Source organism: Streptomyces sp. NPDC030840, from assembly GCF_055572015.1.
Map to the genome: position 1 here is coordinate 75,872 of NZ_JBVIEE010000008.1, position 23,539 is coordinate 99,410.

Annotated in this window: 17 protein-coding genes and 1 pseudogene; 10 read left to right on the plus strand and 8 right to left on the minus strand. The window is 69.3% G+C overall.

Annotation, left to right across the window (positions count from 1 at the left end; genetic code table 11):
• Positions 1-13: 13 nt before the first annotated feature.
• The 3 genes and pseudogenes from ACZ49J_RS19155 to ACZ49J_RS19165 form a co-directional block, all read right to left on the minus strand.
• Positions 14-172, minus strand: a pseudogene (locus ACZ49J_RS19155) (hypothetical protein); the annotation flags it as partial.
• Complete coding sequence (locus ACZ49J_RS19160) at positions 169-927, minus strand: helix-turn-helix transcriptional regulator (protein WP_467449385.1); 759 nt, start codon at positions 925-927, stop codon at positions 169-171. The gene ACZ49J_RS19160 and the pseudogene ACZ49J_RS19155, both read right to left, overlap by 4 nt.
• A 253-nt stretch (positions 928-1,180) precedes the next feature.
• Positions 1,181-2,674, minus strand: a complete 1,494-nt coding sequence (locus ACZ49J_RS19165; RefSeq protein ID WP_467449386.1) for an MFS transporter — start codon at positions 2,672-2,674, stop codon at positions 1,181-1,183.
• Between the two features lie 171 nt (positions 2,675-2,845).
• On the opposite strand from ACZ49J_RS19165, the gene ACZ49J_RS19170 reads away from it, so the two are divergent.
• The gene (locus ACZ49J_RS19170; RefSeq protein WP_467449387.1) at positions 2,846-3,496 is read left to right on the plus strand and encodes a TetR/AcrR family transcriptional regulator; all 651 of its coding nucleotides are present in this window, start codon (positions 2,846-2,848) and stop codon (positions 3,494-3,496) included.
• A 30-nt stretch (positions 3,497-3,526) separates the two neighbouring features.
• Here ACZ49J_RS19170 and ACZ49J_RS19175 read toward each other — a convergent pair whose 3' ends face one another.
• A complete protein-coding gene (locus ACZ49J_RS19175) occupies positions 3,527-3,982 on the minus strand; it encodes a nuclear transport factor 2 family protein (protein ID WP_467449388.1) in 456 nt (151 codons plus the stop codon).
• Positions 3,983-4,126: 144 nt separating this feature from the next.
• Here ACZ49J_RS19175 and ACZ49J_RS19180 point away from each other — a divergent pair, with 144 nt between their 5' ends.
• Entirely contained in the window at positions 4,127-5,716 is a 1,590-nt protein-coding gene (locus tag ACZ49J_RS19180; RefSeq protein WP_467449389.1) for a DHA2 family efflux MFS transporter permease subunit, read from the plus strand.
• Positions 5,717-5,753: 37 nt separating this feature from the next.
• Here the strand turns inward: ACZ49J_RS19180 and ACZ49J_RS19185 are convergent, their stop codons facing one another.
• Genes ACZ49J_RS19185 through ACZ49J_RS19195 form a run of 3 tightly spaced genes read right to left on the minus strand, consistent with a single transcriptional unit; the run spans position 5,754 to position 8,798 of the window.
• On the minus strand, positions 5,754-6,491 hold the full coding sequence (locus tag ACZ49J_RS19185) for an SDR family oxidoreductase (protein ID WP_467449390.1): 738 nt from the start codon (positions 6,489-6,491) through the stop codon (positions 5,754-5,756).
• A gap of 34 nt (positions 6,492-6,525) precedes the next feature.
• On the minus strand, positions 6,526-7,578 hold the full coding sequence (locus tag ACZ49J_RS19190; protein ID WP_467449391.1) for a 3-oxoacyl-ACP synthase III family protein: 1,053 nt from the start codon (positions 7,576-7,578) through the stop codon (positions 6,526-6,528).
• A 56-nt stretch (positions 7,579-7,634) separates the two neighbouring features.
• Positions 7,635-8,798 (minus strand): MDR/zinc-dependent alcohol dehydrogenase-like family protein, encoded by a 1,164-nt coding sequence (locus ACZ49J_RS19195; RefSeq protein ID WP_467449392.1) that lies wholly within the window; start codon positions 8,796-8,798, stop codon positions 7,635-7,637.
• A 155-nt stretch (positions 8,799-8,953) separates the two neighbouring features.
• Between ACZ49J_RS19195 and ACZ49J_RS19200 the strand changes: the two genes are divergently transcribed.
• From ACZ49J_RS19200 to ACZ49J_RS19235, 8 genes are read left to right on the plus strand one after another with little or no spacing between them, the layout of a single operon-like run.
• The gene (locus ACZ49J_RS19200) at positions 8,954-9,583 is read left to right on the plus strand and encodes a class I SAM-dependent methyltransferase (RefSeq protein ID WP_467449393.1); all 630 of its coding nucleotides are present in this window, start codon (positions 8,954-8,956) and stop codon (positions 9,581-9,583) included.
• Positions 9,580-10,440 carry a hypothetical protein gene (locus ACZ49J_RS19205; protein ID WP_467449396.1) on the plus strand — a complete coding sequence of 287 codons (861 nt, stop codon included), beginning with the start codon at positions 9,580-9,582 and terminating at the stop codon, positions 10,438-10,440. Before ACZ49J_RS19200 ends, ACZ49J_RS19205 begins: the two co-directional genes overlap by 4 nt.
• Complete coding sequence (locus ACZ49J_RS19210) at positions 10,437-10,949, plus strand: hypothetical protein (RefSeq protein WP_467449399.1); 513 nt, start codon at positions 10,437-10,439, stop codon at positions 10,947-10,949. Before ACZ49J_RS19205 ends, ACZ49J_RS19210 begins: the two co-directional genes overlap by 4 nt.
• Positions 10,934-12,703, plus strand: a complete 1,770-nt coding sequence (locus tag ACZ49J_RS19215; RefSeq protein WP_467449401.1) for a fatty acyl-AMP ligase — start codon at positions 10,934-10,936, stop codon at positions 12,701-12,703. Before ACZ49J_RS19210 ends, ACZ49J_RS19215 begins: the two co-directional genes overlap by 16 nt.
• Complete coding sequence (locus tag ACZ49J_RS19220) at positions 12,700-14,295, plus strand: type I polyketide synthase (protein ID WP_467449403.1); 1,596 nt, start codon at positions 12,700-12,702, stop codon at positions 14,293-14,295. The genes ACZ49J_RS19215 and ACZ49J_RS19220 overlap by 4 nt, the downstream gene beginning before the upstream one ends.
• A gap of 7 nt (positions 14,296-14,302) precedes the next feature.
• The gene (locus tag ACZ49J_RS19225; protein WP_467449405.1) at positions 14,303-15,151 is read left to right on the plus strand and encodes an LLM class F420-dependent oxidoreductase; all 849 of its coding nucleotides are present in this window, start codon (positions 14,303-14,305) and stop codon (positions 15,149-15,151) included.
• Positions 15,151-19,149 carry an SDR family NAD(P)-dependent oxidoreductase gene (locus ACZ49J_RS19230; protein ID WP_467449406.1) on the plus strand — a complete coding sequence of 1,333 codons (3,999 nt, stop codon included), beginning with the start codon at positions 15,151-15,153 and terminating at the stop codon, positions 19,147-19,149. Before ACZ49J_RS19225 ends, ACZ49J_RS19230 begins: the two co-directional genes overlap by 1 nt.
• Entirely contained in the window at positions 19,146-23,174 is a 4,029-nt protein-coding gene (locus tag ACZ49J_RS19235; RefSeq protein WP_467449407.1) for a type I polyketide synthase, read from the plus strand. Before ACZ49J_RS19230 ends, ACZ49J_RS19235 begins: the two co-directional genes overlap by 4 nt.
• Here the strand turns inward: ACZ49J_RS19235 and ACZ49J_RS19240 are convergent.
• Complete coding sequence (locus ACZ49J_RS19240; protein ID WP_467449409.1) at positions 23,154-23,519, minus strand: BlaI/MecI/CopY family transcriptional regulator; 366 nt, start codon at positions 23,517-23,519, stop codon at positions 23,154-23,156. The two genes, ACZ49J_RS19235 and ACZ49J_RS19240, sit on opposite strands and share 21 nt — an antisense overlap.
• Positions 23,520-23,539: the final 20 nt, after the last annotated feature.

Below are 23,539 nucleotides of genomic sequence, written 5' to 3' on the forward strand. Positions count from 1 at the left end.
GGCCGAAGAGGCTGTGCGCGTACTTGGTGGCGAACGGTCTGCCGGTGGCGGCGCGCGTGAGGGTCATGCCCCGCTCGAAGACGCCGGAGCACACCCTGGCGACGAGAGCAGGCGCTGAGCGCTGCCACCCCCCACTGGGGCAAGGTTGAATCGGCAGCATGCCCGTGGTCATTTGTAGGTGGGAACCGAGTACGTCCACGAAGATCCCCCGGGCGGCTGATGGGGTACGAGCCCCGTGCGCAGAGCCAGCGCCACGGCTGTGGTGCGGTTTCGGCAGTTCAACTTGGCGAGGATGCGGGCCACGTGGCGCTTCACGCCGTGCTCCGTGATGCCCATGCTTCTGGCGATCTGGCGATTGCTGAGGCCCGCTGCCATGCCGGTGAGCGTCTCGACCTCGCGTGCGGTGAGCGATGGTGTCTCGAGCGCTGATGTGTTCGAGCGGCCGGCGAGATGAAGGAGTTGGCGCACAGCCTGCCGGGAGACGGCGACCGTACCGTCCGCCCGGTGACTCAGTGCTTCCGCGACGGCTGGACCGCGAAGGTCCCAGACGTGCACCAGCGCGTCCACGGGAAAGCCGACCAGGTCTCTGAGCTGTTCACTGTCCCGAGTCCGCAGGACCATCACCACGTGGGTGTCCGGCCGCGTCAGCAGCTCCGCAAGGTGACCAACGTCGTGATGCTGTACCCCGGATGAGACAACCAGGGTCAACGGGGCACCCAGCTCACCGACGGGAACGTCGGTCGACGTGGCCACAGAAGTCAGGGGCCCAGAGGGGCGCCACTGCTCCAGCATCTTCCGGGTCAAGAGCCGGGAGGTCGGATCAGGGTCGATGAGAAGGATGTGACCGCTGGAGCGGTCGCCTGGTAACAGTCCTCCCTGTTCGCTTTGTTCGGTCACTGCGCCGAGGTCCCCCGTGACCAGCGTCATGAAACCAGGAAGTAACAACAACAGGAACGGCCAGTCCTCACGGTAGTTCCCCTCCCGATGCAAACGATGAGCCAGTTCACCCGTTGGGCCTTTCCACTATGGAGCATAGTATTTACCGGGTCAACAACTGGCCAAACTCACCCCGTTGTCCGGACTCGGCATTGGTCGGCGACCGGATGACGGGGCTCGGTTGTTGCTCGGGAAGTGCCCGCAGACCGTCCCCTGCCGGCCATGACCGACAGGGGACTGCGGTTCAGTGCGCGAAGACCGGTCCCTGCGCCGGATCGGGTCGGCCTTTCGGAAGCAGCAGTGCACCGGCCGCGGCCGCACCCAGTGAGATGACCGCACAGGCCAGGAAGGCGTTCGTGAAGCCGCTCACGGACGGTGCCGTGGCATCGGCGGCCTCCAGGCCCGTACCCGCGACCACGGCCATGACCGCCACGCCCAGTGCTGCGCCCAGCTCATGACAGGTGTTCACCAGCCCTGACGCGAGTCCCATGTCCTCGTGAGGCATGTCGCTCATGGCACTGGTGGTGGCGGATACGAATCCCGCGCCCAGACCCAGCGCGACCAACAGGAAACCGGGGAGCACCTGTGTCCACGCGCTTCCGCTGTCGTCCACGCGTGACAGCAGGAAGCTGCCCGCTGCCCCGAGCAGGAATCCGGTGGCCGCCACGGGGCGCCAGCCCAGCCTTCCGATCGCCAGGGAGCTGACATGCGCGCCGAGGGTGATGACGACAGCCACCGGCAGGAAGAGCAGGCCGGTCCTGAAGGCGCTGAGCCCGAGAACGTGCTGGAGGTACAGCGAGCAGAGGAAGAACATGGAGATCAGCACGCCGGAGGCGGCGAGCATCACCACACTGCCGCCGACCAGGTTGCGCCGGGCGAGCACCGACAGCCGGACGAGCGGTGCCCGGACCGACTTCTCGACCGCCACGAACACACCTGCCAGGACGACCGCGCCCGCGAGGGGCAGCAGGGAGGAGGCCGAGCCGAAGCCGTTGTCGCGGGACTGGACGAGGCCGTAGATCAGCAGACCGGGCGCGGCCGTCATCGAGAGCGCCCCCGCGATGTCGACGCTCCTCGTCGAGTCGGCGTGACGGTGCTGGGTCTGCACCGTGTGCCCCTTGAGCAGCATGGCCACGCTGAAGAAGACCACAGCACCGATCGGCACGTTGATGAAGAAGATCCACTCCCAGCCCAGACTGGTGGTGAGCAGGCCACCCAGAAGCACGCCGAACGCCGCGCCGCTTCCGCCGATCGCCGCCCACACCCCGAGCGCGCGATTGCGTTCCGCGCCGTGGAAGGTCTGCGTGATGATCGCCATGGCGGCGGGGGACATCATCGCTGCGCCCACTCCCTGCGCGGCGCGGGCCGCGATCAGCGTTCCGCCGCCGTCCGCCAGTCCGGACAGCAGGGACGCCGCCGTGAAGAGGGCCAGACCGGCGAGGAACATCTGCTTGCGTCCCACGACATCACCGGCGCGTCCGCCGAGCAGCAGAAGACTGCCGAAGCAGAGGGTGTACGCCGTTACCACCCAGGTCAGTTGGCCCGTGCTGAGACCGAGTTCGTCACCGACCGTGGGCAGTGCGACGTTGACGACCGTGACGTCGACGATGAGCAGGAACTGGGCCATGCACAGCAGGGCCAGAGTCGCCCAGCGATGCGGCGCAGGCGGGCCCGGATCGTGGCCGTGGTGCTCTGCCGGCTGGTGTCCGTGGTCGAGGGGCGGGCTGTCGTGGGTCACCGATGCTCCTGATGTCTAACAGTGCTGTAAAGGTTACGGTAGCCCGAAGTCGCCCTGACATGAACAGCGCCGTAAAGGTTTCTTGGGGTCCGCAGATGTGAGCGGGAAGCCGGCCGCGCTTGTCCGGACGTGGCGCTTGCCTGTTTCAAGCGGTCGTTTTAGATTGAGGCCATGGGCGAGAAAGGCGTATCCACATCCGCGAGCACCAGGGGCCGGATCCTCGATGTGGCCGAGCGGCTGTTCGGGGAGCGTGGATACGCTGCTACGTCGCTGCGGGCGGTCACCGAGGCGGCCGGGGCCAACGTCGCGGCGGTCAACTATCACTTCGGCTCGAAGGAAGGGCTGCTGCGGGCCGTCGTGGACCGCGCCATGCGACCGGTCAACGACGATCGGCAGCGACTGCTGGACAGCTTCCTGGCCGACGGCGGCAAGCCCGAAGTCGCCGACCTGGTGGGCGCGTTCGTCCGTACGGGCGCCCATCTGGCGAGCCGGGACGGCGATTCCCCGGCCGTCGCGCGCCTGCTCGGTCGGGTGATGTGTGAACCGGACCCGGAGATCCGACGGCTGTTCGCGCAGGAGGTCGCGACGGTGGAGGGGCGCTACCTGGAGGAGCTGGCCCGGGCCCTGCCCGCGTTGTCCGCCGAGGACGTCCTGTTCCGTTATCGGGCCATGGTCGGGCTGCTCGCGCTGTATCAGGCGGGCACCTTGGCCGACCTGGCCCCGCACGGCACTGCCGCCGGGGCCGTCGCGGAGGCCGCGGACCCGGACGCGGAGGTCGAGCGACTCGTGACCGCCGCGGTGGCGGTATTTGAGGCGCCCTGATGCGCCCCGCGTGACGGGCCCGGTGTTTCATCACCCGAAGTCGAGGGAGTGCCCGGCTTCGACGGCTCCGGACATGATCTTGCCGGCGTAGTCGGTGTCCGTGTATTCCCTGATCGCGACGATGTGGTCCTCACGGATCTCGTACAGGTGTGAGTACCGGTTGCTGTAGACCGCGCCGTGGCGCAGTCGTCCGTGGCTGACCATCTCCGCCGAGACGACGTCGCCTTCCGCGATCATGAGGGTGATCTCTGTTGTGGGCTCGCCCTCTTCGAAGATCGCGTATGCGCTGGGCAGGATGCGGTCCAGAACCGTCTTCTTGTCATGAGTGCCGGCGCCGGGAACGTCCCGTGCGCACACCGTCCAGGTCGCGTCGTCCGCGAGGAGCGCGTCGAGCCGGGCGAGGTCCCGGCGATTGAGGGCGTCGATGAAGGCCCGAACCGTCTCCTTGTTCTTCTCGGCCGCACTCCTGCCGGTCTGTGAAGTCATGTGCGTACCCCTCCTGTTGGGCTGCCGGTGCAGCTGCTTGCGGTGGTCGGTCTGCTCCCGTACCGTATTTCAAGCGATCGTTTCAATCAATCGTTTACATCAGCTCTCTGCCCACGCGGGCGAGGCTGTACGAGGAGCGGAACCGTGGAGAAAGCACAGGGGACGGCCGCGCCGTCCGCGGCCGGCGCGCCGCTGGGGCCGGCGCGACGGCGGCTCGTTCTGGCCGTGATGTGTGTCGCGCTGATGATGATCGTCAGCATGGTCGTGGGTCTTACCGTGGCGCTGCCGGGCATCGCCCGGGACACCGGGGCCAGCCAGTCGGAGCTGCTGTGGATCATGAACTCCTACGGGCTCGTCTTCGCCGGCTTCCTTCTGCCGGCCGGCGCGCTGGGTGACCGTTACGGGCGCAAGGGCATGCTGCTCGCGGGCGTGCTGGTCTTCGGTGCGGCGTCGGCCGCGGCGATGCTGGTGGACGATCCCACCCTGCTCATCCTGCTGCGGGTGGTGGCCGGTGTCGGATCGGCCATGATCATGCCGATGACGCTCTCGATCGTCACCACGGTCTTCCCGTCGGAGGAGCGGGCGGGAGCCGTGGCGATCTGGTCGGCGGTCGCCGCCGGTGGTGCGCTCATGGGTCTGCTGATCTCCGGCGCCCTGCTGGAGGCGTACTCCTGGCGTTCGGTGTTCGCGCTGAGCACCGCCCTCGCGATTGTGTCGGGCATCCTCGTCCTTGTTTTCGTGCCTACGTCCAAGGACCCCGAACAGACACCCGTCGACGTCATCGGTGCGCTGCTGTCGGTCGTGGGCCTGTGTGCTGTGGTGTACGCGATCATCGAAGGACCCGAGCGGGGCTGGACCGACACCGCCGTCATGCTGGGCGCGGTGGGCGGCGTCGCCGCTCTGGCCGGGTTCGTTCTGTGGGAGCTGCGTGTCGAACATCCGTTGCTCGACCCCCGGTTCTTCCGTATCGGTGCCCTCGCTGCGGGCTCGCTCGGGATCGCACTGGCCAGCGTGGCGACCTTCGGGCTCTTCTTCGTGATGCTCCAGTACCTGCAGTGGCTGAAGGGCTACTCGCCGCTCGTGGCGGGCCTCGCTCTGATGCCCATGACCGTTGCGGTCGCGGTGGTCTCACCTGCCGCTCCCAAGCTGGTGCTGCGCCTGGGCCTGCGGGTCGTGATGCCCGCGGCCATGGTGATCATGGCCGTGGGCATGGGCACCCTGGCCACGCTGGACAAGGACTCCTCCTATGTACCTGTAGTGGTGGGCACCATGGTGGTCGGGGCGGGGATCGCCCTGTGTCTGGCACCGGCCACCGACGCGATCGTCGCCTCCCTGCCGGCTTCCAAGCAGGGTGTTGCGTCGGCTTTGAACGACGTCACTCGTGAGGTGGGCGGAGCCCTGGGCGTCGCGATCCTGGGCAGTGCTTTCAACAGTGGGTATCGCTCCGGTGTCGGAGAGCGCGGTGACGAGCTTCCGGCGGACTCGCTGGCGGCGGTGCGGAACTCCATCGACGCGGCGCTGGCCCTTGCCGAGCGGATCGGCGGCTCCGCGGGAGCACGGGTGGCCGACGTGGCCCGCGCCGCCTTCGCCGACGGTCTGGACCTGGCGATGCTGGTCTCCGCGGCGTTCGTGGCCGTCGGCGCTCTGGTGGTGGTGCTGTTGGCTCCCGGCCGGGCGGAGACCGCCCGCCTCCAGAAGGCGAGCGCCGATCTTCAGAAGGAGCAGGCCGGTTGAGGCGTCCTGTCGCCTGGTCCTCGCCGTCGGCTCGGAGTCAGATCGACATCCCGCCGTCGACGGGGAGGACCGTTCCCGTCACATAGCCGGCCCGGTCCGACGCGAGGTAGGCCAAGGCCCACGACGTCTCCGTGACCGGTGCGAAATACCCCGCGGGAATGATGCTCCGGAGCTTTTCCCGCTGCTCGTCCGGGAGCGAAGTGATCATACGGGTCTCGGCCACCGGGGAAACGGCGTTGACCGTGACCCCGTAACGCACCAGCTCCTTGGCGGCCGTCTTGGTGAGCCCGATGATGCCGGACTTCGCCGCGGCGTACGCGGCCTGGCCGACGTTGCCGTGCATGCCGGCGTACGACGTCACGTTGATCACGCGCCCCCGGCCCTGTGCGCGGAAGTGCGGAACACAGGCGCGGAGGAAGCGGAAGGGGCCGCCGAGATGTACCGCGAGCACGGAGTCCCAGTCCTCGTCGCTGATGTTCCAGAGCATCCTGTCCCGCAGGATTCCCGCGTTGTTGATCAGTACGTCGATGCGGCCGGTGTCCGCGATGATGTCCGCGACCACCCCTTCCACCTCGTTCGTCCGGGTCACGTCGACCTGGGCGAAGCGAGTGCCGTCCAGACCGTCGGACGCCTCCTTGAGGCGCGCCTCGTCACGGCCGACCATCCACACGACGGCTCCCGTGGCATGGAAGAAGCGGGCCGCGCCCAGTCCGATGCCCCGGCCCGCGCCGGTGATCACCACCGTCCGTCCGGTGAAGTCGTAGCTGATGTCCAAGAGCTGGTCTCCTTACGGGATCATCGGACGAAGTTCAGACCTGCTGTAAAACGAAGTCCTCGGGTCCACACCACCGGACAAGTGCCGCTCCGTAGTTGAGACCGCCGCCGAATGCGGTCAGCAGCGCGAGTTGCCCCGGGCGCAGCCGGTGCGACTCGACTGCCTCGCGCAACACCAGGGGAACCGACGCCCCCGACGTGTTGCCGACGCGTTCGATGTTCGTCAGGGTCTTGGCGCGCGGCTGACCCAGCGCATCGAGCACTCCGTGCACGAGATGGAGGTTGGCCTGGTGCAGCGCGAAGAAGTCGATGTCGTCCAGCTCCAGGCCGGCCTTGGCCGTGAACTCACGGACGAACTCGGGAATCACGCCGAGGACGAACTTCTTGATGTCCGCTCCGCGCATCGTGGTGAAGTTGTCCCCGAACGCGGACTTCTTCGGCCGGCCGCTCTGGTCCGTGCGTGCTTCTCGAGCGGCGTACACCGCCGAGTAGTGTTCGGGATCGCTGCGCAGAAGCACTTCTGCGATACCCCTGCCCGGGAGGGTGGGCTCCAGGATGTAACAGGCGGCAGCATCTCCGAAGATGACGCCTACCGTACGGTCCTCGGGGTCGAAGAGCTTGGTGCCCACATCCGTCAAGACCACGGCGACGCGGGAGTATTCACCGGACGCCACGTACTTCGCGCCGACGTCGAGGGCGAACACCGCTCCCGGGCATCCTCCGCTGTTCACGTCGAATCCGGGGACGGCCGGCATGCCGGCCTTGCTCATGATCGCGGAAGCGGTGTTGGGGAGCATGTGGTCAGGGGTGTACGTTCCGCAGATCACGAGATCCACGTCATGAACGGGGATGCCCGCCTGCGCACAGGCGTCGACGAGGGCGAGCGCCCCCAGGTCGGACGACCACTCGTCGGGTGCTGAGAAGCGGCGCTCCTCGATGCCGATGCGCTCGCGGATCCAGCTGTCGCTCGTCGGCAGACGTTGCGACAGTTCTTCGTTGGTGACGATCCGCTCCGGGAGATGGCGTCCGATCGCCCTGATCCCCACCCCCGGCCGGCCCTGGGTGTCGTACCGCCAGCCCCTCGCCATCGCTGCGCTCCCCTTTTGTTTCGACGGATTCTTCGACGGACGGGAAGACGGACCCGTCAGGCCTGGTTCACGCGGTACAGCGGAAAGTAGGAGTCGATCTTCGCGGTCGAGTAGTCCTCCGCGAGCTGCGGGACCTCGTCGAAGTCGTAGATGCCGGCCGGGTCGATCGAGGGGATCCACCCCATGTCTTCCTGATAGTCGCGTATCTTCGCGCTGTCGTCGAATCGCCAGACATGCGTGTTCACGTGAAGATGCCGGTTGATGCATTCGCTGGCACGCAGATGGAACGTGCGCATGCCCTCCTTCCAGCCGACCGTGGTCACGACGCCCTGGCGTGCCAAGGATTTCACCGTTGCCTTGTACAGGGGAGCCCCGATGTTGTCGATGAATATCGCCACGCCGGCTCCATCGCTGAGCTTTTCGACAGTGGCCAGAAACTCCTTCTCGGACGCGCGACAGCGAGCCGCCGACGCGGAATCGGTGGGGGGCTGCTCCGGGTCGTGGGCCAGATGGGGAAAGAGCCGGCGGTCCACCGCCTCTATGCCGAGCCGGCTGAGTTCCGCCAGCCTTCCGTCGCTGCCCGCGGTCATGGCGACACGGAACCCGGCGTGTTTCGCCAGGAGCAGCTCGGCGAGTACCACGCCACCGCCCCACCCGAAGACCAGGTGATTCGCCGGATCCTCGTCCGCCATCTGCGACGACCAGCACTGGTGAGCGACGCGCCAGTTGTCCCAGGCTGTGAAATACCGGGCGTACGCCGCCCACTGTGGCAGCGAATATTTGCTCTGTTCCGGAATCGGCAGGAGCAGGGCCGAATCTATCTTGGTGCGCTTTGCGAGTAGCCCGATGGTGTGTGGCGCGTCATAGGCGTACACGAGTTCCGCGTATCCGTAACGGTCGCGCCGCGCGAGGGGCATCACCAGGCAGATGTCGTCCTCCTTGACCGAGCGCGTGGCTCCGGGGTCGAGGACGCGCACCACGCCGAGATTGCCGAGGACCACCCGGTCCTCGCCCCGCAGGTGGCACACATCGATGGGCTGCCGGGACACCGCGTGCTCGATGTTGGCTTCCCAGGATCCGTACAGCGGCTCGACCAACGCCTCGTGGTCGCCGGGCTCGGCAAAGGTGAACGATTCACGCTGCAGAGTTCCCGCCGGCCGATTCCCGGGCCCGCTGGTCCGCGGTCCGGCGTGGAGCGTCCATGCGTCGGTACGAATCACGTGCGCCTCCCTGGTCGTGTCGAATTACGGTAGCGGTGGATGTCGGATAGCGGCAACAGTCATCTATCTTTCTACGAAGGCGTAGTTCTACGAATTCGTAGAAAAACCGGCTCCTGGTTGCAAGGCGCAGACTGCGCGGACTAAGGTCCCTCGGCATGGGAAACAGTCGCGTATCTCGCGTGCTCGCCCGACAGTACGATCTGCTCTCCGAGAGGCTGGAGAAGAAAATCGGCGGACCGCAGTTACGCACTCGCCTGGTCGGTGACCTGACCGGGCGGGTGCTGGAGATAGGTGCGGGCACCGGGCGTAACCTGCCCTATTATTCCAAGGCGGACCACGTTACTGCTGTCGAGCCGTCATCAGGAATGCGCTCGCAGATATCCGGGAAGATCGCCAATGTGGTGCCGACGGTGGAAGTCGTCGATGCGACGGGTGAGCGCCTGCCCTTCAGGGACCGGGAATTCGACGCCGCAGTTTCCTTTTTGCTGCTGTGTGTGGTGGACGATCTCGACAGCGTCCTGGGCGAAATACATCGAGTTCTCAAGCCCGGCGGAAAGCTGTCGTTCTTCGAGCACGTTCGGGACACCGGCCGGCGCGGACGGGCCCAGGATCTGGCCAGCCCGCTGCTGCGGCGCCTGCAGTTCGGCTGCCGCCCCGACCGCCGGTCGATCGAACGCATGGAGGCCCTGGGCTTCGAGGTGACCGTCTCCGACCCGCCGGTCCCGATCAGTCCCAAACCGCCTTTGAGCGGCCCCTACTTCACCGGAACGGCGACGCGCCGATGACCGTGCAGAAGGTGTTCGCCGAGGTGCTGGAGGAAGTGCAGTTCCGCGTCCCCTACAGCAGCGCCGCCTCCTACCACGAGTACTACGGAGCAGGAGCGCCCCCTTGGCGTCTTGGGCGCGGCTGCGGCTGGCAGACCTTCGAGGTCGCGCGGCTCGTCGAGGAACGCTGCGGCGCCCGCTCGACGCATCTCTACGCGGGCGGGCACTCCCCGGCGATGTACTTCCGTGACGGGGAGATCACAGTCCTGGATCCCTATCTGCCGCACCTCGAACCACTGCGACTGCGCCGCGAGGACGCCGAAGGCGGAGCGGTACGAGCCAGCGCGGACGCCTATCCGCTGAGGGTCCGCGCCGACGGCACACCCGCACCCTCACGGCTCAGCGGTACCTGGTGGCCGGCTGACGGAGTTCTGCTCCTGGAGTACGCCCGGTTCAGCCCCCGGCGAGCCACTGCGGTGACGCACCGCGCGTTCACCTTTCACCTCGCCACGGAGCTGCCGGCCTTCCCGGTCCCCGCCGGCTTCGCGCGACGCCTGCTCCTCGAACCGATGCAGAACAACCTGTCCATCCGCGCGCTGCACCGCCAGGAACGCCTGATCGGCGAGCTGGTACTGCCGTTCACCGGACGGCCCCGGGAGATGCTCGTGGACCCCGCGTTCCTCATCGCCAAGGACAACCAGGGACGGGTCAGCCGGGCCGGGACGGCCGAGTTCGACGGCGTGCTCGAGCTGATCGCCGATGCCGTCGACGGCACCACGGAAGAGGTCACGGACTACGTCATGGACGCCGCGGCGATCTACCACCGAGTCGTCCCGCCCGGCCAGAAGTGGCCCGAGTACTCAGTGGAGGACGAGTGAGCACAAGCTTCTTCCTGGCCGGTGTCATGCAGGGCGGCCGCCGTGACATCGACGCCGCCGACCAGTCCTACCGGCTCCTGCTGCGCCGGACGATCACGAGGCTGCGCCCGTCCTCGGTCGTGCACGACCCCCATGAACTGGTCCTGGAGCGCTACGGCGATCGCGTGCCGGAGATGCGCCGCGCACTCGCCGAGGTCGCCGAGTCACCCGTGATCACCCGAGCGGAGCTCGGTGCCGAGGTGCTCGAACTCCTCGGCGTCTTCCACGAGATGACCCGGCTCGCGGCCGCCGGCGACGTCTGTGTCGTGTGGCTGCCCGACCACGAACCGAGCATGGGAACAGCTGCCGAAATGTACGCCGCCTTCACTGCGGGACGGACCGTCGTCACGATCACGGAGATGCGCTACAACGTGGCTGTCCTGTCGTGCTCGACGGTGATCCTTCCCGACCTCGCGGCGTTCTCCGACTGGCTTGTGAAGGACGGTGACCTGTTGTGCACGACATCGTGACAGCCGGCCTGCGGGACGAGATCGAGGCACTGAAGGGCGGATTCGTGCCGGCCGTGCGGAGCCTCGCCCAAGCCCGGCCGGACGCCCTGGCCATGACCTTCCTCGACTACGACACCGACTGGGAAGGCCGGCGCATCCGTCTGACCCGCGGTGACCTCGACAAGAAGGCGATCGCGCTGGCAGGACTCATGCAGAAACTGGCCGAGCCGGGGGACCGGGTGGCCATCCTCTGCCCCAACGGCCCCGAGTACGTGGCAGCCTTCCTCGGCTGTCTCTACGCCGGGCTGCTGCCGGTGCCTCTCCTGCCGCCCGATCTCCAGCGTCGTACGGAACGGTTGGCCCCGACCCTCGCGGACTGCGCGCCGTCCGTGGCCGTCACGGTCAGCCGGCACCGGCAGCCGGTGGAGGCTGCGCTCGCGGCGGTCGAGGGTCCCGCATCCGGCGCCTCGGTCGTCCTCGCCGATCAGGTGGGCGACGAGCACGCCGACGCGTGGACTCCCGCACAGACCGACCGGGCGGGAGCCGCGTACCTCCAGTACACCTCCGGCTCGACCCGGAAGCCCGGCGGTGTCCAGGTCACCCACCGCAACATCGCTGTCTCGGTCGCCCAGCACGTCGACCGGCAGCGCTTCGACGAGCACTCGACGGTCGTCAACTGGCTGCCTTTCTTCCACGACATGGGGCTGGTCTTCGCGCTGATCCTCCCGCTCGCCGTGGGGATACCGGCGGTGCAGATGACCCCCTATGCCTTCATCCAGCACCCGTCGCGCTGGCTGAGGATGGTCGGAGAACACCGGGGCACCCACGCGATGATCCCGAACTTCGGCCTGGACGTGTGCGTCGACATGGTGCCCGAGCAGGAGCGCGCCGGACTCGACCTCTCCTCGCTGCGCTATCTCGGCAACGCGTCCGAGCCCGTACGGGCCCAGTCCCTGGAGCGCTTCACCGAGGCATACGTTCCCCACGGCTTCCGGCACACCGCGCACTCACCCTGCTGGGGCCTGGCCGAGGCGACCTTGATCGTGACCGGCATCAGTGCCGAGGCCGAGCCGGTGACGGGCTGCTTCGACCGCGAGGCGCTGACCGCCGGCCGAGTCGAACCCCGCGCCGGGACCGACCCGGAGGCCCGGCGTCTCGTCGGATGCGGACCTGTGTTCCAGGGCCAGGACGTGCGCGTCGTCGATCCCGCCAGCGGGATGGAGGCGCCAGCGGGGCACGTCGGTGAACTGTGGGTCAGGGGCGGCAACGTGTGCGACGGCTACTGGCAGCGTGAGGACGGCGACGGTACCTTCCGCAACGTCCTCGACGGTGAAGCCGCCTGGCTGCGCACCGGCGACCTCGGCTTCTTCCACGACGGAGAGTTCTTCATCGCGGGCCGGGCCAAGGACGTCATCATCGTGGACGGCCGCAACCACCACGCCGTCGACATCGAGGTGACCGTGGAGCAGGTCAGTCCGGCGGTGCGACGCGGGCACACGGCGGCCTTCCCCGTCGAGACCGGCGACCGTGAACTCGCCGTCGTGGTCGTCGAACTCCGCCCGGAGGCCACGGTCGGTCTCGAGGAGCTGCGCACGGCCATCCGGGCGGCCGTGGCAGAAGCGCACGACATCGACCTGTACGACGTCGTCCTCGTCACCCGCGGCACCATTCCCAAGACGTCCAGCGGGAAGCTGCGCCGCCGCATCTGCCGCGACATGTACACCGCCGGAGAGCTGGCCGCGCAGACCGTGGCGGCCGACCGGGCCGCCTCATGACCGAGCTGCGGCAGTGGCTGGTGGAGCAGCTCGCCCGGCTCTGTGCGGCCGAAGCCGAAGAGATCGACATCGACCGCACGTTCCGGGACTACGGGCTCAGCTCGCGCAACGCGGTGGCTCTGTCGGGCCGGATCGCGCAGCACCTCGGCCGGCCCCTGGCCTCGACCATCATCTGGGAACACCCGACGGTGCGCCGGCTGTCGGACCATCTGGAGGACGGTTCCGCAGAGGTGCCGGGGACGGCGAGCGCGGGTGATGCGGCGCCACGCGCCCCGGGAGCCGCAACCGGCGCTCTCGCCGTCGTCGGAATCGGCTGCCGGCTGCCGGGCGGCATCACTTCACCCGGCCGGTTCTGGGAGTTCCTCCGCGGCGGTGGTGACGCCGTCCGCCGGATACCGGAAAGCCGATGGGAGGCATACCGGCTCGCGTCCCCCGCCCATGCCGCGGTGCTCGACCGCACCACCCAGGTGGGCGGCTTTCTGGACGACATCGAAGGCTTCGACGCGGAGTTCTTCGGCATCTCTCCCGCCGAATCCTCCGAACTCGACCCGCAGCAACGGATGTTCCTGGAAGTCGCCTGGGAGTCGCTGGAACACGCGGGCATCCCGGCGGACGGCCTGGCCGGGAGCCGCACCGGCGTGTTCGCCGGGGCCAGCTGTGACGACTTCGCGCGCCTGCGCATGGAGGACCTGCCCAGCATCAACGGCTGGTCACTGCCGGGTACGGCGCTCAGCGTGATCGCCAACAGGCTGTCGTACCTCCTGGACCTGCAGGGCCCGAGCCTCACGGTCGACACCGCCTGTTCGTCCTCGCTCGTGGCGCTGCACCTGGCGGCCCAGAGCCTGCTGACGGGCGAGAGCGACCTCGCCGTCGTCGGCGGAGTGAACGTCCTGCTCTCCCCGGGCGGAGCCGTCTACGCCGACCAGGCCGGCGCCTCCTCGCCCAGCGGGCGCTGTCGGCCGTTCGACGCCGACGCGGACGGCACCGTGCGCGGAGAAGGGTGCGTGAGCGTCGTACTCAAGCGGTATGAGGACGCAGTTCACGACGGCGATCGGGTGCTGGCTCTGGTGCGCGGCACCGCCATGAACCAGGACGGCCGTTCCAACGGGCTGACCGCCCCCAGCCCGGCCGCCCAGGAGGCTCTGCTCGACCTGGCGTACGACAGGGCTGGTATCGCGTCGTCCGCGGTGGGTTATGTGGAAGCACACGGCACTGGGACTCGCCTCGGTGACCCGATCGAGGCGGGCGCACTGGGGAAGGCCCTGGGCCGTGGCCGCCGCGAGGACAGGCCGCTGTTCATCGGCTCGGTCAAGTCGAACGTCGGCCACCTGGAGGCCGCCGCCGGACTGGTGGGCCTGGTGAAGACGGTGCTGGCCCTGTACCACGGACGGATTCCGGCCACCCTGCACTACACGCGGCCCAACCCCGCCATCGCGCTGTCCGACCTGGGTCTGGACGTGGTCACCCGGCTCACCGACTGGCCCGCCGCCGAGGGCGAGCGGGTGGCCGGTGTGAGTTCCTTCGGGATCGGCGGGACCAACGCGCACGCCGTCCTCTCCGACCTGCCCCGATCCGCACGCCCGCAACTGTGAGGTGTTCATGAAGTTCGGACTGCTGTCCGTTGTCACCGACTTCTCCATCGACCCCCGGGAGCTCGGTCGCCAGGCGGAGGAGCGCGGCTTCGACTCCCTCTTCGTACCTGAGCACACGCATATGCCGGTGCACATCGAGAGCGAGCGTCCGGACGGCGGGCCCGTCGTCCCGGAGGCGATGCAGGGCCTCGATCCCTTCGTGGCGCTGTCCGCGATCGCCGCATCGACCACCCGGCTGTTGATCGGCACCGGCATCTGTGTGGTGCCGACACGTGACCCCATCGTCCTGGCGAAGCAGGTCGCCAGCATCGACGTCCTCGCACAGGGCCGCTTCCTCTTCGGCGTGGGCACCGGCTGGGTCCGTGAGGAACTCCTCAACCACGGGGTCGACCCGGCCACCCGGACTACGCGCCTCATGGAGTACCTCGAGGTCATGCGGACCATCTGGGCCGAGCACGAGGCCGCGTACTCCGGGGAGTTCGTCAAGTTCGACCCCATCGTGTCACTCCCCAAACCGGCTCAGCGGCCGCATCCTCCGATCCTCATGGGGCTGACGGGAGGCAGGGCCCTGGACCGGGTGACCGAGGCCCGGGCCGAGTGGATGCCGATGTACGGCCTGGAGGGCGAGAACCTCGCGGATCGCGTCGCCCAGCTCAACGAGCAGGCCGCCGAACTGGGCCTGGGGCCGGTTCCGGTGACGGTCGTGGAGGTGCCACCGGAGGAAGAGGCGGTCGCACGTTGCATCGAGGCCGGCGTGAGCCGGTGCGTCTTCACTCTGCCCCCGGGGGAGAGGGAGGACGTGCTGCCGCTCCTGGACTGGTACACCGAGCTGAGCGAACAGGCCGAGTACCTGTGATGAGCGAACAGGCATCAGACGGGCGTCCGTTGCTCTTCGCCCTGTCGTGCCGGACGGAGAGGGGACTGCGCGCAAGGGCGGCCCGGCTCGCCGACTGGCTTCGGACGGACGGCGCCGACGCATCCCTCGGGGACGTGGCCCACACACTCGCCCGGCGCCGCACGCACCTCCCCGTGCGCGCCGCGGTCCTCGCCCAGGGCCGAGCACAACTCGTCGACCGGCTCCGCACCCTGGCGGCCGGCGACGGTGCGCAGGGAATCGTCATGGCCGACGTCCCGCAGCAGGCGCCACACGGGGTGGTGTTCGTCTTCTCCGGCTACGGCTCGCAGTGGCAGGGGATGGGCCGCGACCTCCTCGGGGAACCGGCGTTCCGCGCCGTGGTGGACGAACTCGAGCCGGTCTTTCGCGCCGAGGACCGCGGCTCGCTGCGCGAACTGCTCACCCACAACGACCTTTCGTCGGTGGACGCGTCATACGTCCAGCCGGCCCTGTTCGCCACCCAGGTGGGCATCGCCGCCGTACTGCAGGACCGCGGCATCCGGCCGGCGGCCGTCATGGGCCAGTCGATGGGGGAACTGGCCGCCGCAGTGGTGAGCGGCGGCCTCACCCTGAGTCAGGCGGCGCACGTCGTCCTTCAGCGCTCCGACGTCATGCAGCGGCGGATGTTCGGCCTCGGAACCACGGCCGTCGTGGAGCTGCCCGCCGCGGAGGTCGAGCGCAGGCTGCGTGCCGAAGCCGGCGTGGAGATCGCCGTATACAGCTCGACACGCGCCACCGTCGTGGCAGGGGACGACAGCTCAGTGGAGGCATTCCTGACCTCCTGCGAGGCGGACGGCATCGCCACCTATCCGGTACGCGGAGGCAACGCCGCGGGGCACAGCCGGTTCGCCGACCGGGTCGTACCCGAACTGACCGCCCGGCTCGTGGATGTGGCCGGGACGGCTCCCTCGGTCAGGTTCTACTCCACGACCCTGCCGGACCCGCGGTCCACACCGGCCTTCGACGGGGCGTACTGGGCAGCCAACGTACGCCGACCGGTTCGCTTTCTCGACGCGGTCCAAGCCGCTGTCGCGGACGGGCTGCGCACCTTTGTGGAGGTGTCCCCCCACCCTGTCGCAGTCCGGTCCCTCGCCGACACGCTCGCCGACACGGCGGTGAGCGGCACTGCGGTCTGGGAGACCCTGCGCAGAGAAGCGCCGGCGGAGGACGCCGTATCGCTCGCACTCGCCCGCGCGCACTGCCGCGGCATCGACGTGGACTGGGCCCGGACCTACCCGACGGGCCGACTGGTGGATCTGCCCACCACGCCCTGGGACCATGGGCAGCGCCAGCTGGTCGCCTGGCGTGCCGGAGCCGCCCCCGAACGCTCACACCCGCTGGTGGGAGCGCACATCCGGCTGCCCGGAACGCCGGTTCGTCATGTGTGGCAGACGACGCTCGAGACCTCGCGGCTCCCCTGGCTCGGCGACCACCGGCTGGACGAGCTGCCGGTCCTGCCCGGAACCGGCTACTGCGAGATGGCCCTGGCCACCGCATGTCAGGTGTTCGAGGCGAAACCGGAGGACATCGTCCTGTCCGACGTCGCTTTCCACAGGCTGCTCCCCCTCGCCGCACCGGTGACGGTGACGACCTCTCTCACGGTCATCGGAGAAGGCAAGGCAGAGGTGGAGATCACCAGTCGGCAGGGTGACACGGACGTCGTGCACGCCACGGTGCGGACGGCTCTGCGCAGCGGAGAGGAACCCGCCTCTGAGGACGAGCCGCCGACCGCCGATACGGGCCCCGTTCTTCGCCCCGCCGAGGTCTACCCGCGGTTGCGCGCAGCCGGGCTCCACCACGGACCGGCGTTCGCCGGCCTCACCGACCTGTCGATCACCGGTGCCCTGACCGTGAGTCGCGTGAGCCGGCCGGCGCCCGCGCAGCCCGACCCCCGCATGCACATCCACCCCGCGCTGCTCGACGCCTGCCTGCACGGGATCGCCCTGGCGGCCGTGGGGGACACCGGCCGCGTCTGCCTCCCCACGGGCGTGGGCCGGCTTCGGCTGGCCGGAGACCTGACCGACAGCCTCCTGTGCCGGGCCCGGGTGGAGGACACCGAGCAGGGCTGCATGGCCGACATGGACGTCCACGACGAGAACGGCCTCCTGGTCGCGGAGTTCCGGGGCGTGGAGTTCCGCCACATCGACGAGGAAGGCCTTCCCCCGGCCCTGAGCGGGCTGCTCTACACGCTCGAGCACGAGCAGGCCCCGCTGCCGGCGGACGCGGGCCCCTTGCCGTCCGGCCCCTGGCTGGTGCACGGCGGTGCAGGGGACGAGACGTTCCGCACCGCCCTGCTGACGCAGATGGAACGGGCCGGTCTGCGGCCGCTGCGGGACGCCCCCGCCCCGCCGGCAGGCGGCGCCGAGGCGGACGAGGAGTCCGTCGGGGGAGTAGTGCTGATCGGCTGGGAGTCCACGAGGTCGGCTGACCCCGGTGGCCCCCGCGAGACGGACGCCGAACGCCTGCTCCAGCTGGTAAATCTCGCCAACGGACTGACCCGCGACGCGAACACGGCACGACCGCCGCGGTTGTACGTCGTCACGCGTGGTGCCTGTCCACCCCTCGCGGAAGCCCCTGCCGACCCGGCCCAGGCGGGTCTGATCGGCATGACCCGGTCCCTGCGCGCCGAACACCCCGGCCTGCGGCCCACCCTGGTGGATCTCGGCCCGGACGCCGATCCGGCCGACCTGGTACGCGAGTTGTGTGCCGACGCGTCCGACGACGAGGTGGTGTGGCGCAACGGTGAACGCCATGTCACCCGCCTCACCCCGCTGTCCGAGGCCCCGCCCGCCGCTGCGGGAGGCCCTCTCGTGAGGTCCGACGGAGCCTACGTCGTGACGGGAGGCACAGGAGGGCTGGGACTGGCCACCGCCCGCTGGCTTGCCGAGCGCGGTGCCGGACGCATCGTGCTGAACGGGCGGACCGAGCCCGGCCCCGACACCATTCGGCAGATCGAGGAGATCCGGGCCCTGGGGGCCCGTGTCCTGATCGTCCTCGGTGACATCGCGGCTCCGGGCGTCGCCCGTCGGCTGATGGAGGCCGCGGCGGAGGAAGGAGCCGGCATCCGCGGCGTCGTGCACGCCGCCGGCTTCACCGACGACGTCCTGTTCACCGACCTCGACGCCGAGCGGATCGGCCCTGTCTGGTCGGCCAAGGCCGTCGGCGCATGGCAACTGCACCTCGCGACACCGGCGGCCGGCGTCGACTGGTGGATCGGCTACTCGTCCACCGCCGCGCTGCTGAGCTCGCCCGGACAGGGCAACTACGCAGCCGCCAACGCCTGCCTGGATGCAATCGCCTGGTGGCGGCACGCACAGGGCAGACCCGCGCTGTCCGTCAACTGGGGGCCCTGGGCCGAGATCGGCGGAGCGCGCGACGCACGGATCAGCGGCCTGGGCAAGATTCGCCCCCGTGAGGCTTTCGCCGCGCTGGAGGAACTGATCACCGGCGGACACACCCAGTCCGGTGTGGTCCGCCTCGGGCACGACTACCTCACGGTGTTCCCCGAGACCCGTGGTTCCTCCTACTTCGCACGGGCCGTCTCAGGATTCGCCCGGGACCTCGCAGGTCCAGCCCCGTTCGATCTTCAGGCGCTTCGCCGTATGAACCACAAGGAGATGCGTCGCTCGGTCACCGACCGGCTGAGCGAGCGGATCCGCCCGGTGCTCCGGCATACGGGCACGTCCCTGCCGCTCGGCGAACCTCTGGTCCACCTGGGGCTCGACTCCCTGGCCGCCGTACGGATCAAGAACGCCGTCCGGGAGGACTTCGGGCTCGACATCCCCGTATCCCGCCTCCTGCAGGGCTCAAGCGTGGCCGACCTGGCCACCGAGATCTCGGCCGAGCTGACGGACACCCAGGGGCAGGCGGCGGACCGGGCCCGGGAACAGGCCGAGCAGCGGTCCCGGAGCCGTCGTACACGGATGGCGAAGCAGGCGAGGAGGAGAAGGCCGCAATGAACGCCGGACGTACACAGGACACGGACGCCATGGAGGACCCGCCGGAGGGCATCGCCGTCATCGGAATGGCAGGCCGCTTTCCGATGGCGCCCACCGTCGCCGACTTCTGGAAGAACCTGACGGAGGGCAGGGAATGCCTGGAGACCCTGGACGACGCCGAACTGCGTCGACAGGGCGTACCCGACTCCGTTCTCGGTGATTCCACCTATATGCGACGGGCCGGAACCCTCGACCGGATCGAGGAGTTCGACGCTGAGTTCTTCGGCTTCGCGCCCAGCCTCGCGGCCACCATGGATCCGCAGCTGAAACTGCTGCTCGAGTGCTCGTGGCACGCGCTCGAGGACGCCGGGTGCGATCCCGGACGTCACGACGGTGCGATCGGCGTCTTCGTCTCCGGATCCGCGTGCGGGTACTACCCCTACCACGTGCTGTCCCGGCACGATCCGCGCGTCCTGCTCGGCGCGGGGACGTCCTCCGCGCAGATGTCGCTGTGGTCGGCGAACGACGTCAATTTCTACGCGACCCGGATCGCGCACGCCTTCGACCTGCACGGCCCGGCGCTGAGCGTGCAGACGGCGTGTTCCAGCGCGCTGACAGCCGTGCACCTGGCATGCCAGAGCCTGCTGTGCGGAGAGTCCGACATGGCGCTGGCCGGCGGTATGTCCGTCAAGGTCCCGCACCGTGTCGGCTACTTCCGCGACCTGGACTCGGTGATGTCGCAGGACGGCCACTGCCGGCCGTTCGACGCGAAGTCCAGCGGCACGGTCTTCACCAGCGGTGGCGGAGTGGTCGCGCTGAAACGCCTCAGCGACGCCCTCGCCGACGGCGACGACATCAGGGCCGTCATCCGCGGCTCGGCCATCAACAACGACGGCTCGCTGAAGATGGGCTACACCGCGCCCAGCGTCGACATGCAGGCCGCGGTGATCCGCGAAGCCCTCGCTGTCGCCGGGGTGGATCCGCGCAGTGTCGGATACGTGGAAGCGCACGGAACGGGCACCGCGTTGGGTGACCCGGTCGAAGTGGCCGCTCTTCGGCGGGCGTTCGGCGAGCGGCCGGAAGAGGCCGCCTGGTGCGGACTCGGATCGGTGAAGGGGAACGTGGGCCACTGCGAGACCGCGGCCGGTGTCGTCGGCCTCATCAAGACCGTGCTGTGCCTGGAGAACCGCACGCTCGTGCCGACCCTCCACTTCACCGAGCCCAATCCCGAACTCGAACTCGCGGACGGCCCCTTCTTCATCCAGGACAAGCTGACCGAGTGGGCCGGTGACCGGCCCCGGATCGCCGGGGTCACCTCGCTCGGCGCGGGTGGCACCAACGCGCACGTGGTGCTGGAGGAGGCGCCGCAGCGCGCGGCGCACTCGCCCGCAGCCGTCCACCCGCAGCCGCAGGTGCTCGTACTCAGCGCGCGGACCCGGCCGGCCCTGGAGGACATGAGCACGCGGCTCGCGGCCCATCTGAGGCAGCGGCCGGAGACGGACCTGGCCGATGCCGCCCTCACCCTGGCGGAGGGGCGCCGCGCGTTCCGCCACCGCCGGGCCGTGGTGGCCCGGGACGGTGCGCAGGCAGCGGCGGCGTTCCTGCGGGCCGATGCCGGCAGTCTCGGCGAGTCCGCCGAGGAGGAACCTGACGTGATGCTGGTGTTCTCCGGCGCGGAGGAAGCCCCTCCCAACGTCGCGGCGGGACTCCGCGCGGGCGACCCCCTCTTCGCGCGGCACTTCGAGGACTGCGCCAGGCTGTTCGCCGACAAGCTCTCAGCCGATCTCGACAGTCCCGAAGCGGCGGAAGCCCGGGCGTTCTGCGTGCAGCACGCGCTGGCCCGCACGCTGGGAGCATGGGGCGTGCGCCCGGCGGCGGTCGCCGGCGCAGGAGTCGGCGAGTACGTCGCCGCCCACGTGGCGGGAGTGATGAGTCTCGCGGACGCCATCGGCTTCGTCGCCCGGCGGTGCGCATCCGACACAGCCGTGGACAATCGGTCGGGGGACATGACGGACAGCACGCTTGCGGAGCCGACCCTCCCCCTCCTCTCCGCGGCGACCGGCACCTGGCTGAGCCCCGCCGAGGCTGCCGATCGCGGTCGGTGGTCGGCGCTGGGCGCGCCCACACGCCGGGATTCGGCCCTCGACACGGCCTTCGCCGACACACGTCTTCTGCTGGTGCACGCCGGACCGGGATCCGAGCCCCGTGCCGACCTGCACCTCCTCTCCGGTTCCGACGAGGACGGTGACGATCTGGAGGCCTTCCGGGAGGCCCTGGGACGGCTCTGGACGCGCGGAGTGGCCGTGGACTGGACTCCTCTGCGGGCGGGTCACCATCGGACCTCCCTGCCCGGGTATCCGTTCCAGCGGAAGCGGCACTGGCTGGAGTCGGCGTACGCGGACGCCGAGCCGTTGGGTCCGCGGGAGCCGACGACCACGGGCACGGCCGCGTCCCCGGCTGCGGGTGGAGGGACGACCGAAGAGATCCTCGCCGCGCTGTGGGCCGATGTGCTCGGGATCGAGTCGATCGGACCCGACGACGACTTCTTCCTGCTGGGCGGTGACTCCGTGATGGCCGCGCAGGTCTCGGGTCGTGCGCGTTCGGCCGGGCTCCGGTTCAGCCCACGCGTGATCTTCCAGAATCCCACTCTGCGTGCCTTGACCGACGCGGTGGGCCCCCACCCGGCCGGACCGGAGAGGGGACCGGTTTCGGTGGCCGCTCCTGCCGCGAAGGTGTCCGAGGCGCAGGTGCTCCCTCAAGTACCGGCTCAGCTGGAGCTCACCACCGACCCTGAGGTCGTGACAGACCTCGATGTTCCCCTGGTCCTGCGGGTCGGCGAGGAGGTCACCGCGGACGTGCTGGAGGAAGCACTCCGGCGAGCCGTGGGCCATCACGACGCGCTGTGCACCGAGCTGGTCGAGCGGTCCGGACTGTGGGAGCAGCGGTGGGCGGAACCCGCCGGTCTCCTGCTGACGCTCGTCTCGCGAGAGGAAGGCGGCTCCGACGACCTCGAGACGACGGTCGCCGCCGCAGCTGCCGAGGCGCGGCGGGGCCGGGTGCCCGGAAAGCGCGCCGCCGTGGAGGCCGTGCTCGTCGACGCAGGCAAGGACGGCCCCCGTCATCTGGTGCTCTTCGTGCATGCCACCGTGACCGACCTCGTCTCGCAGCGCCTTCTCGCCGAGGACCTCACGACCGCGTGCCGGCAGCTGCTGGCCGGGCGACCGGTGAATCTGCCCCCGGTCGCCACGTCGTGGCAGACCTGGTCCGACTGCCTGACAACATGGGCACTCGACGACGCCGTGCTGCTGGAACGCCCCTTCTGGCTGGACCTGGCCCGCCGGGCGGACATGGAGGCGAGGCTCGCAGACGCGCAGACGGCCACGGCGCCGGCCGACCGGCATGCAGTACGCCTGGTGCGCAACACGCTCGATCCGAGTCTCACGGGCGCGCTGCGAACGGTCCAGAAGCAGTGGCGCATGAGCGCGGGACCCCTGGTGCTCGCGGCACTGTCGCACGCGCTCTCCACGGAGACGGATGGCGAGAGCGCCCTCATCGACATCGCGACCAGTGCCCGCGGCGGTGACTTCGCGGGCATCGACCTGAGCCGGACCGTGGGCCGCTGCGCCTCGACGCATCCTCTCGTCATGGGTCGCCACCGTGCCGATGTGGCGGGTCTGCTGAGCGAGACCCGCCAGGCTCTCGACGACATCCCCTACAACGGTGTGCACTATGGCGTGCTGCGTCACCTCCACCCGCAGACCGCCGCAGCCCTCAGGGCGCTACCGGCCGCCGAGGTGACCTTCTCCGACAGCGGCTTGCTCCCCGCGACGATCGAACGTCGCACACCGCTACAGCTCGTGCGGCCGACCGAGGCGCCCATGGGCGAACCCGCGGTGTGCCGGGGCCATGCGCTCGATGTGCGCACCTACCGGCAGTCCGGGCGGATCCACGTCGACTGGTGGTACGACAGCGGACGCCTGTCGCAGGAAACGGTGCGGCGGCTCAGCGAGCGGGCCCTGGACACCCTAGGAGGATTCGTGTCGTAGCGCCGACCCGTCGACGGCCAGGCGAAGCTTCGCCCGCAGCGCGGGATCGGCGTACGCCTGGTCCACGAAGTGGGCCACCGCGTCGACTCCGAAACTGGTGAACACTTTTCGGACGGCCAGGCCCACTTCGTCCCGGCACGTGGCGTGATAGACGTAGTGCCGTCCACGGCGCTGGCGGTGGGCGGCACCGCTCTGCACCAGCCTGGTCAGCACCGTCAGGACCGTCGTGTAAGCGAGTCGCTCCTCCCGGTCCTCGTTGAGCCGCTCCTGCACCTCCCGTCCCGGCATGGGGCGTCCGGCGGAGGAGAGAAGGTTCAGAACGCGTACCTGCAGTGAAGTGCCCATGCTCTCTTCCTTCCATGGCG

What these genes read in the sequence shown, in the direction of transcription:
- ACZ49J_RS19160 (WP_467449385.1), bottom strand. Translation starts at nt 927, where the DNA reads ATGACGCTGGTCACGGGGGACCTCGGCGCAGTGACCGAACAAAGCGAA.
- ACZ49J_RS19170 (WP_467449387.1), top strand. Translation starts at nt 2,846, where the DNA reads ATGGGCGAGAAAGGCGTATCCACATCCGCGAGCACCAGGGGCCGGATC.
- ACZ49J_RS19175 (WP_467449388.1), bottom strand. Translation starts at nt 3,982, where the DNA reads ATGACTTCACAGACCGGCAGGAGTGCGGCCGAGAAGAACAAGGAGACG.
- ACZ49J_RS19190 (WP_467449391.1), bottom strand. Translation starts at nt 7,578, where the DNA reads ATGGCGAGGGGCTGGCGGTACGACACCCAGGGCCGGCCGGGGGTGGGG.
- ACZ49J_RS19200 (WP_467449393.1), top strand. Translation starts at nt 8,954, where the DNA reads ATGGGAAACAGTCGCGTATCTCGCGTGCTCGCCCGACAGTACGATCTG.
- ACZ49J_RS19205 (WP_467449396.1), top strand. Translation starts at nt 9,580, where the DNA reads ATGACCGTGCAGAAGGTGTTCGCCGAGGTGCTGGAGGAAGTGCAGTTC.
- ACZ49J_RS19220 (WP_467449403.1), top strand. Translation starts at nt 12,700, where the DNA reads ATGACCGAGCTGCGGCAGTGGCTGGTGGAGCAGCTCGCCCGGCTCTGT.
- ACZ49J_RS19225 (WP_467449405.1), top strand. Translation starts at nt 14,303, where the DNA reads ATGAAGTTCGGACTGCTGTCCGTTGTCACCGACTTCTCCATCGACCCC.
- ACZ49J_RS19230 (WP_467449406.1), top strand. Translation starts at nt 15,151, where the DNA reads ATGAGCGAACAGGCATCAGACGGGCGTCCGTTGCTCTTCGCCCTGTCG.
- ACZ49J_RS19235 (WP_467449407.1), top strand. Translation starts at nt 19,146, where the DNA reads ATGAACGCCGGACGTACACAGGACACGGACGCCATGGAGGACCCGCCG.
- ACZ49J_RS19240 (WP_467449409.1), bottom strand. Translation starts at nt 23,519, where the DNA reads ATGGGCACTTCACTGCAGGTACGCGTTCTGAACCTTCTCTCCTCCGCC.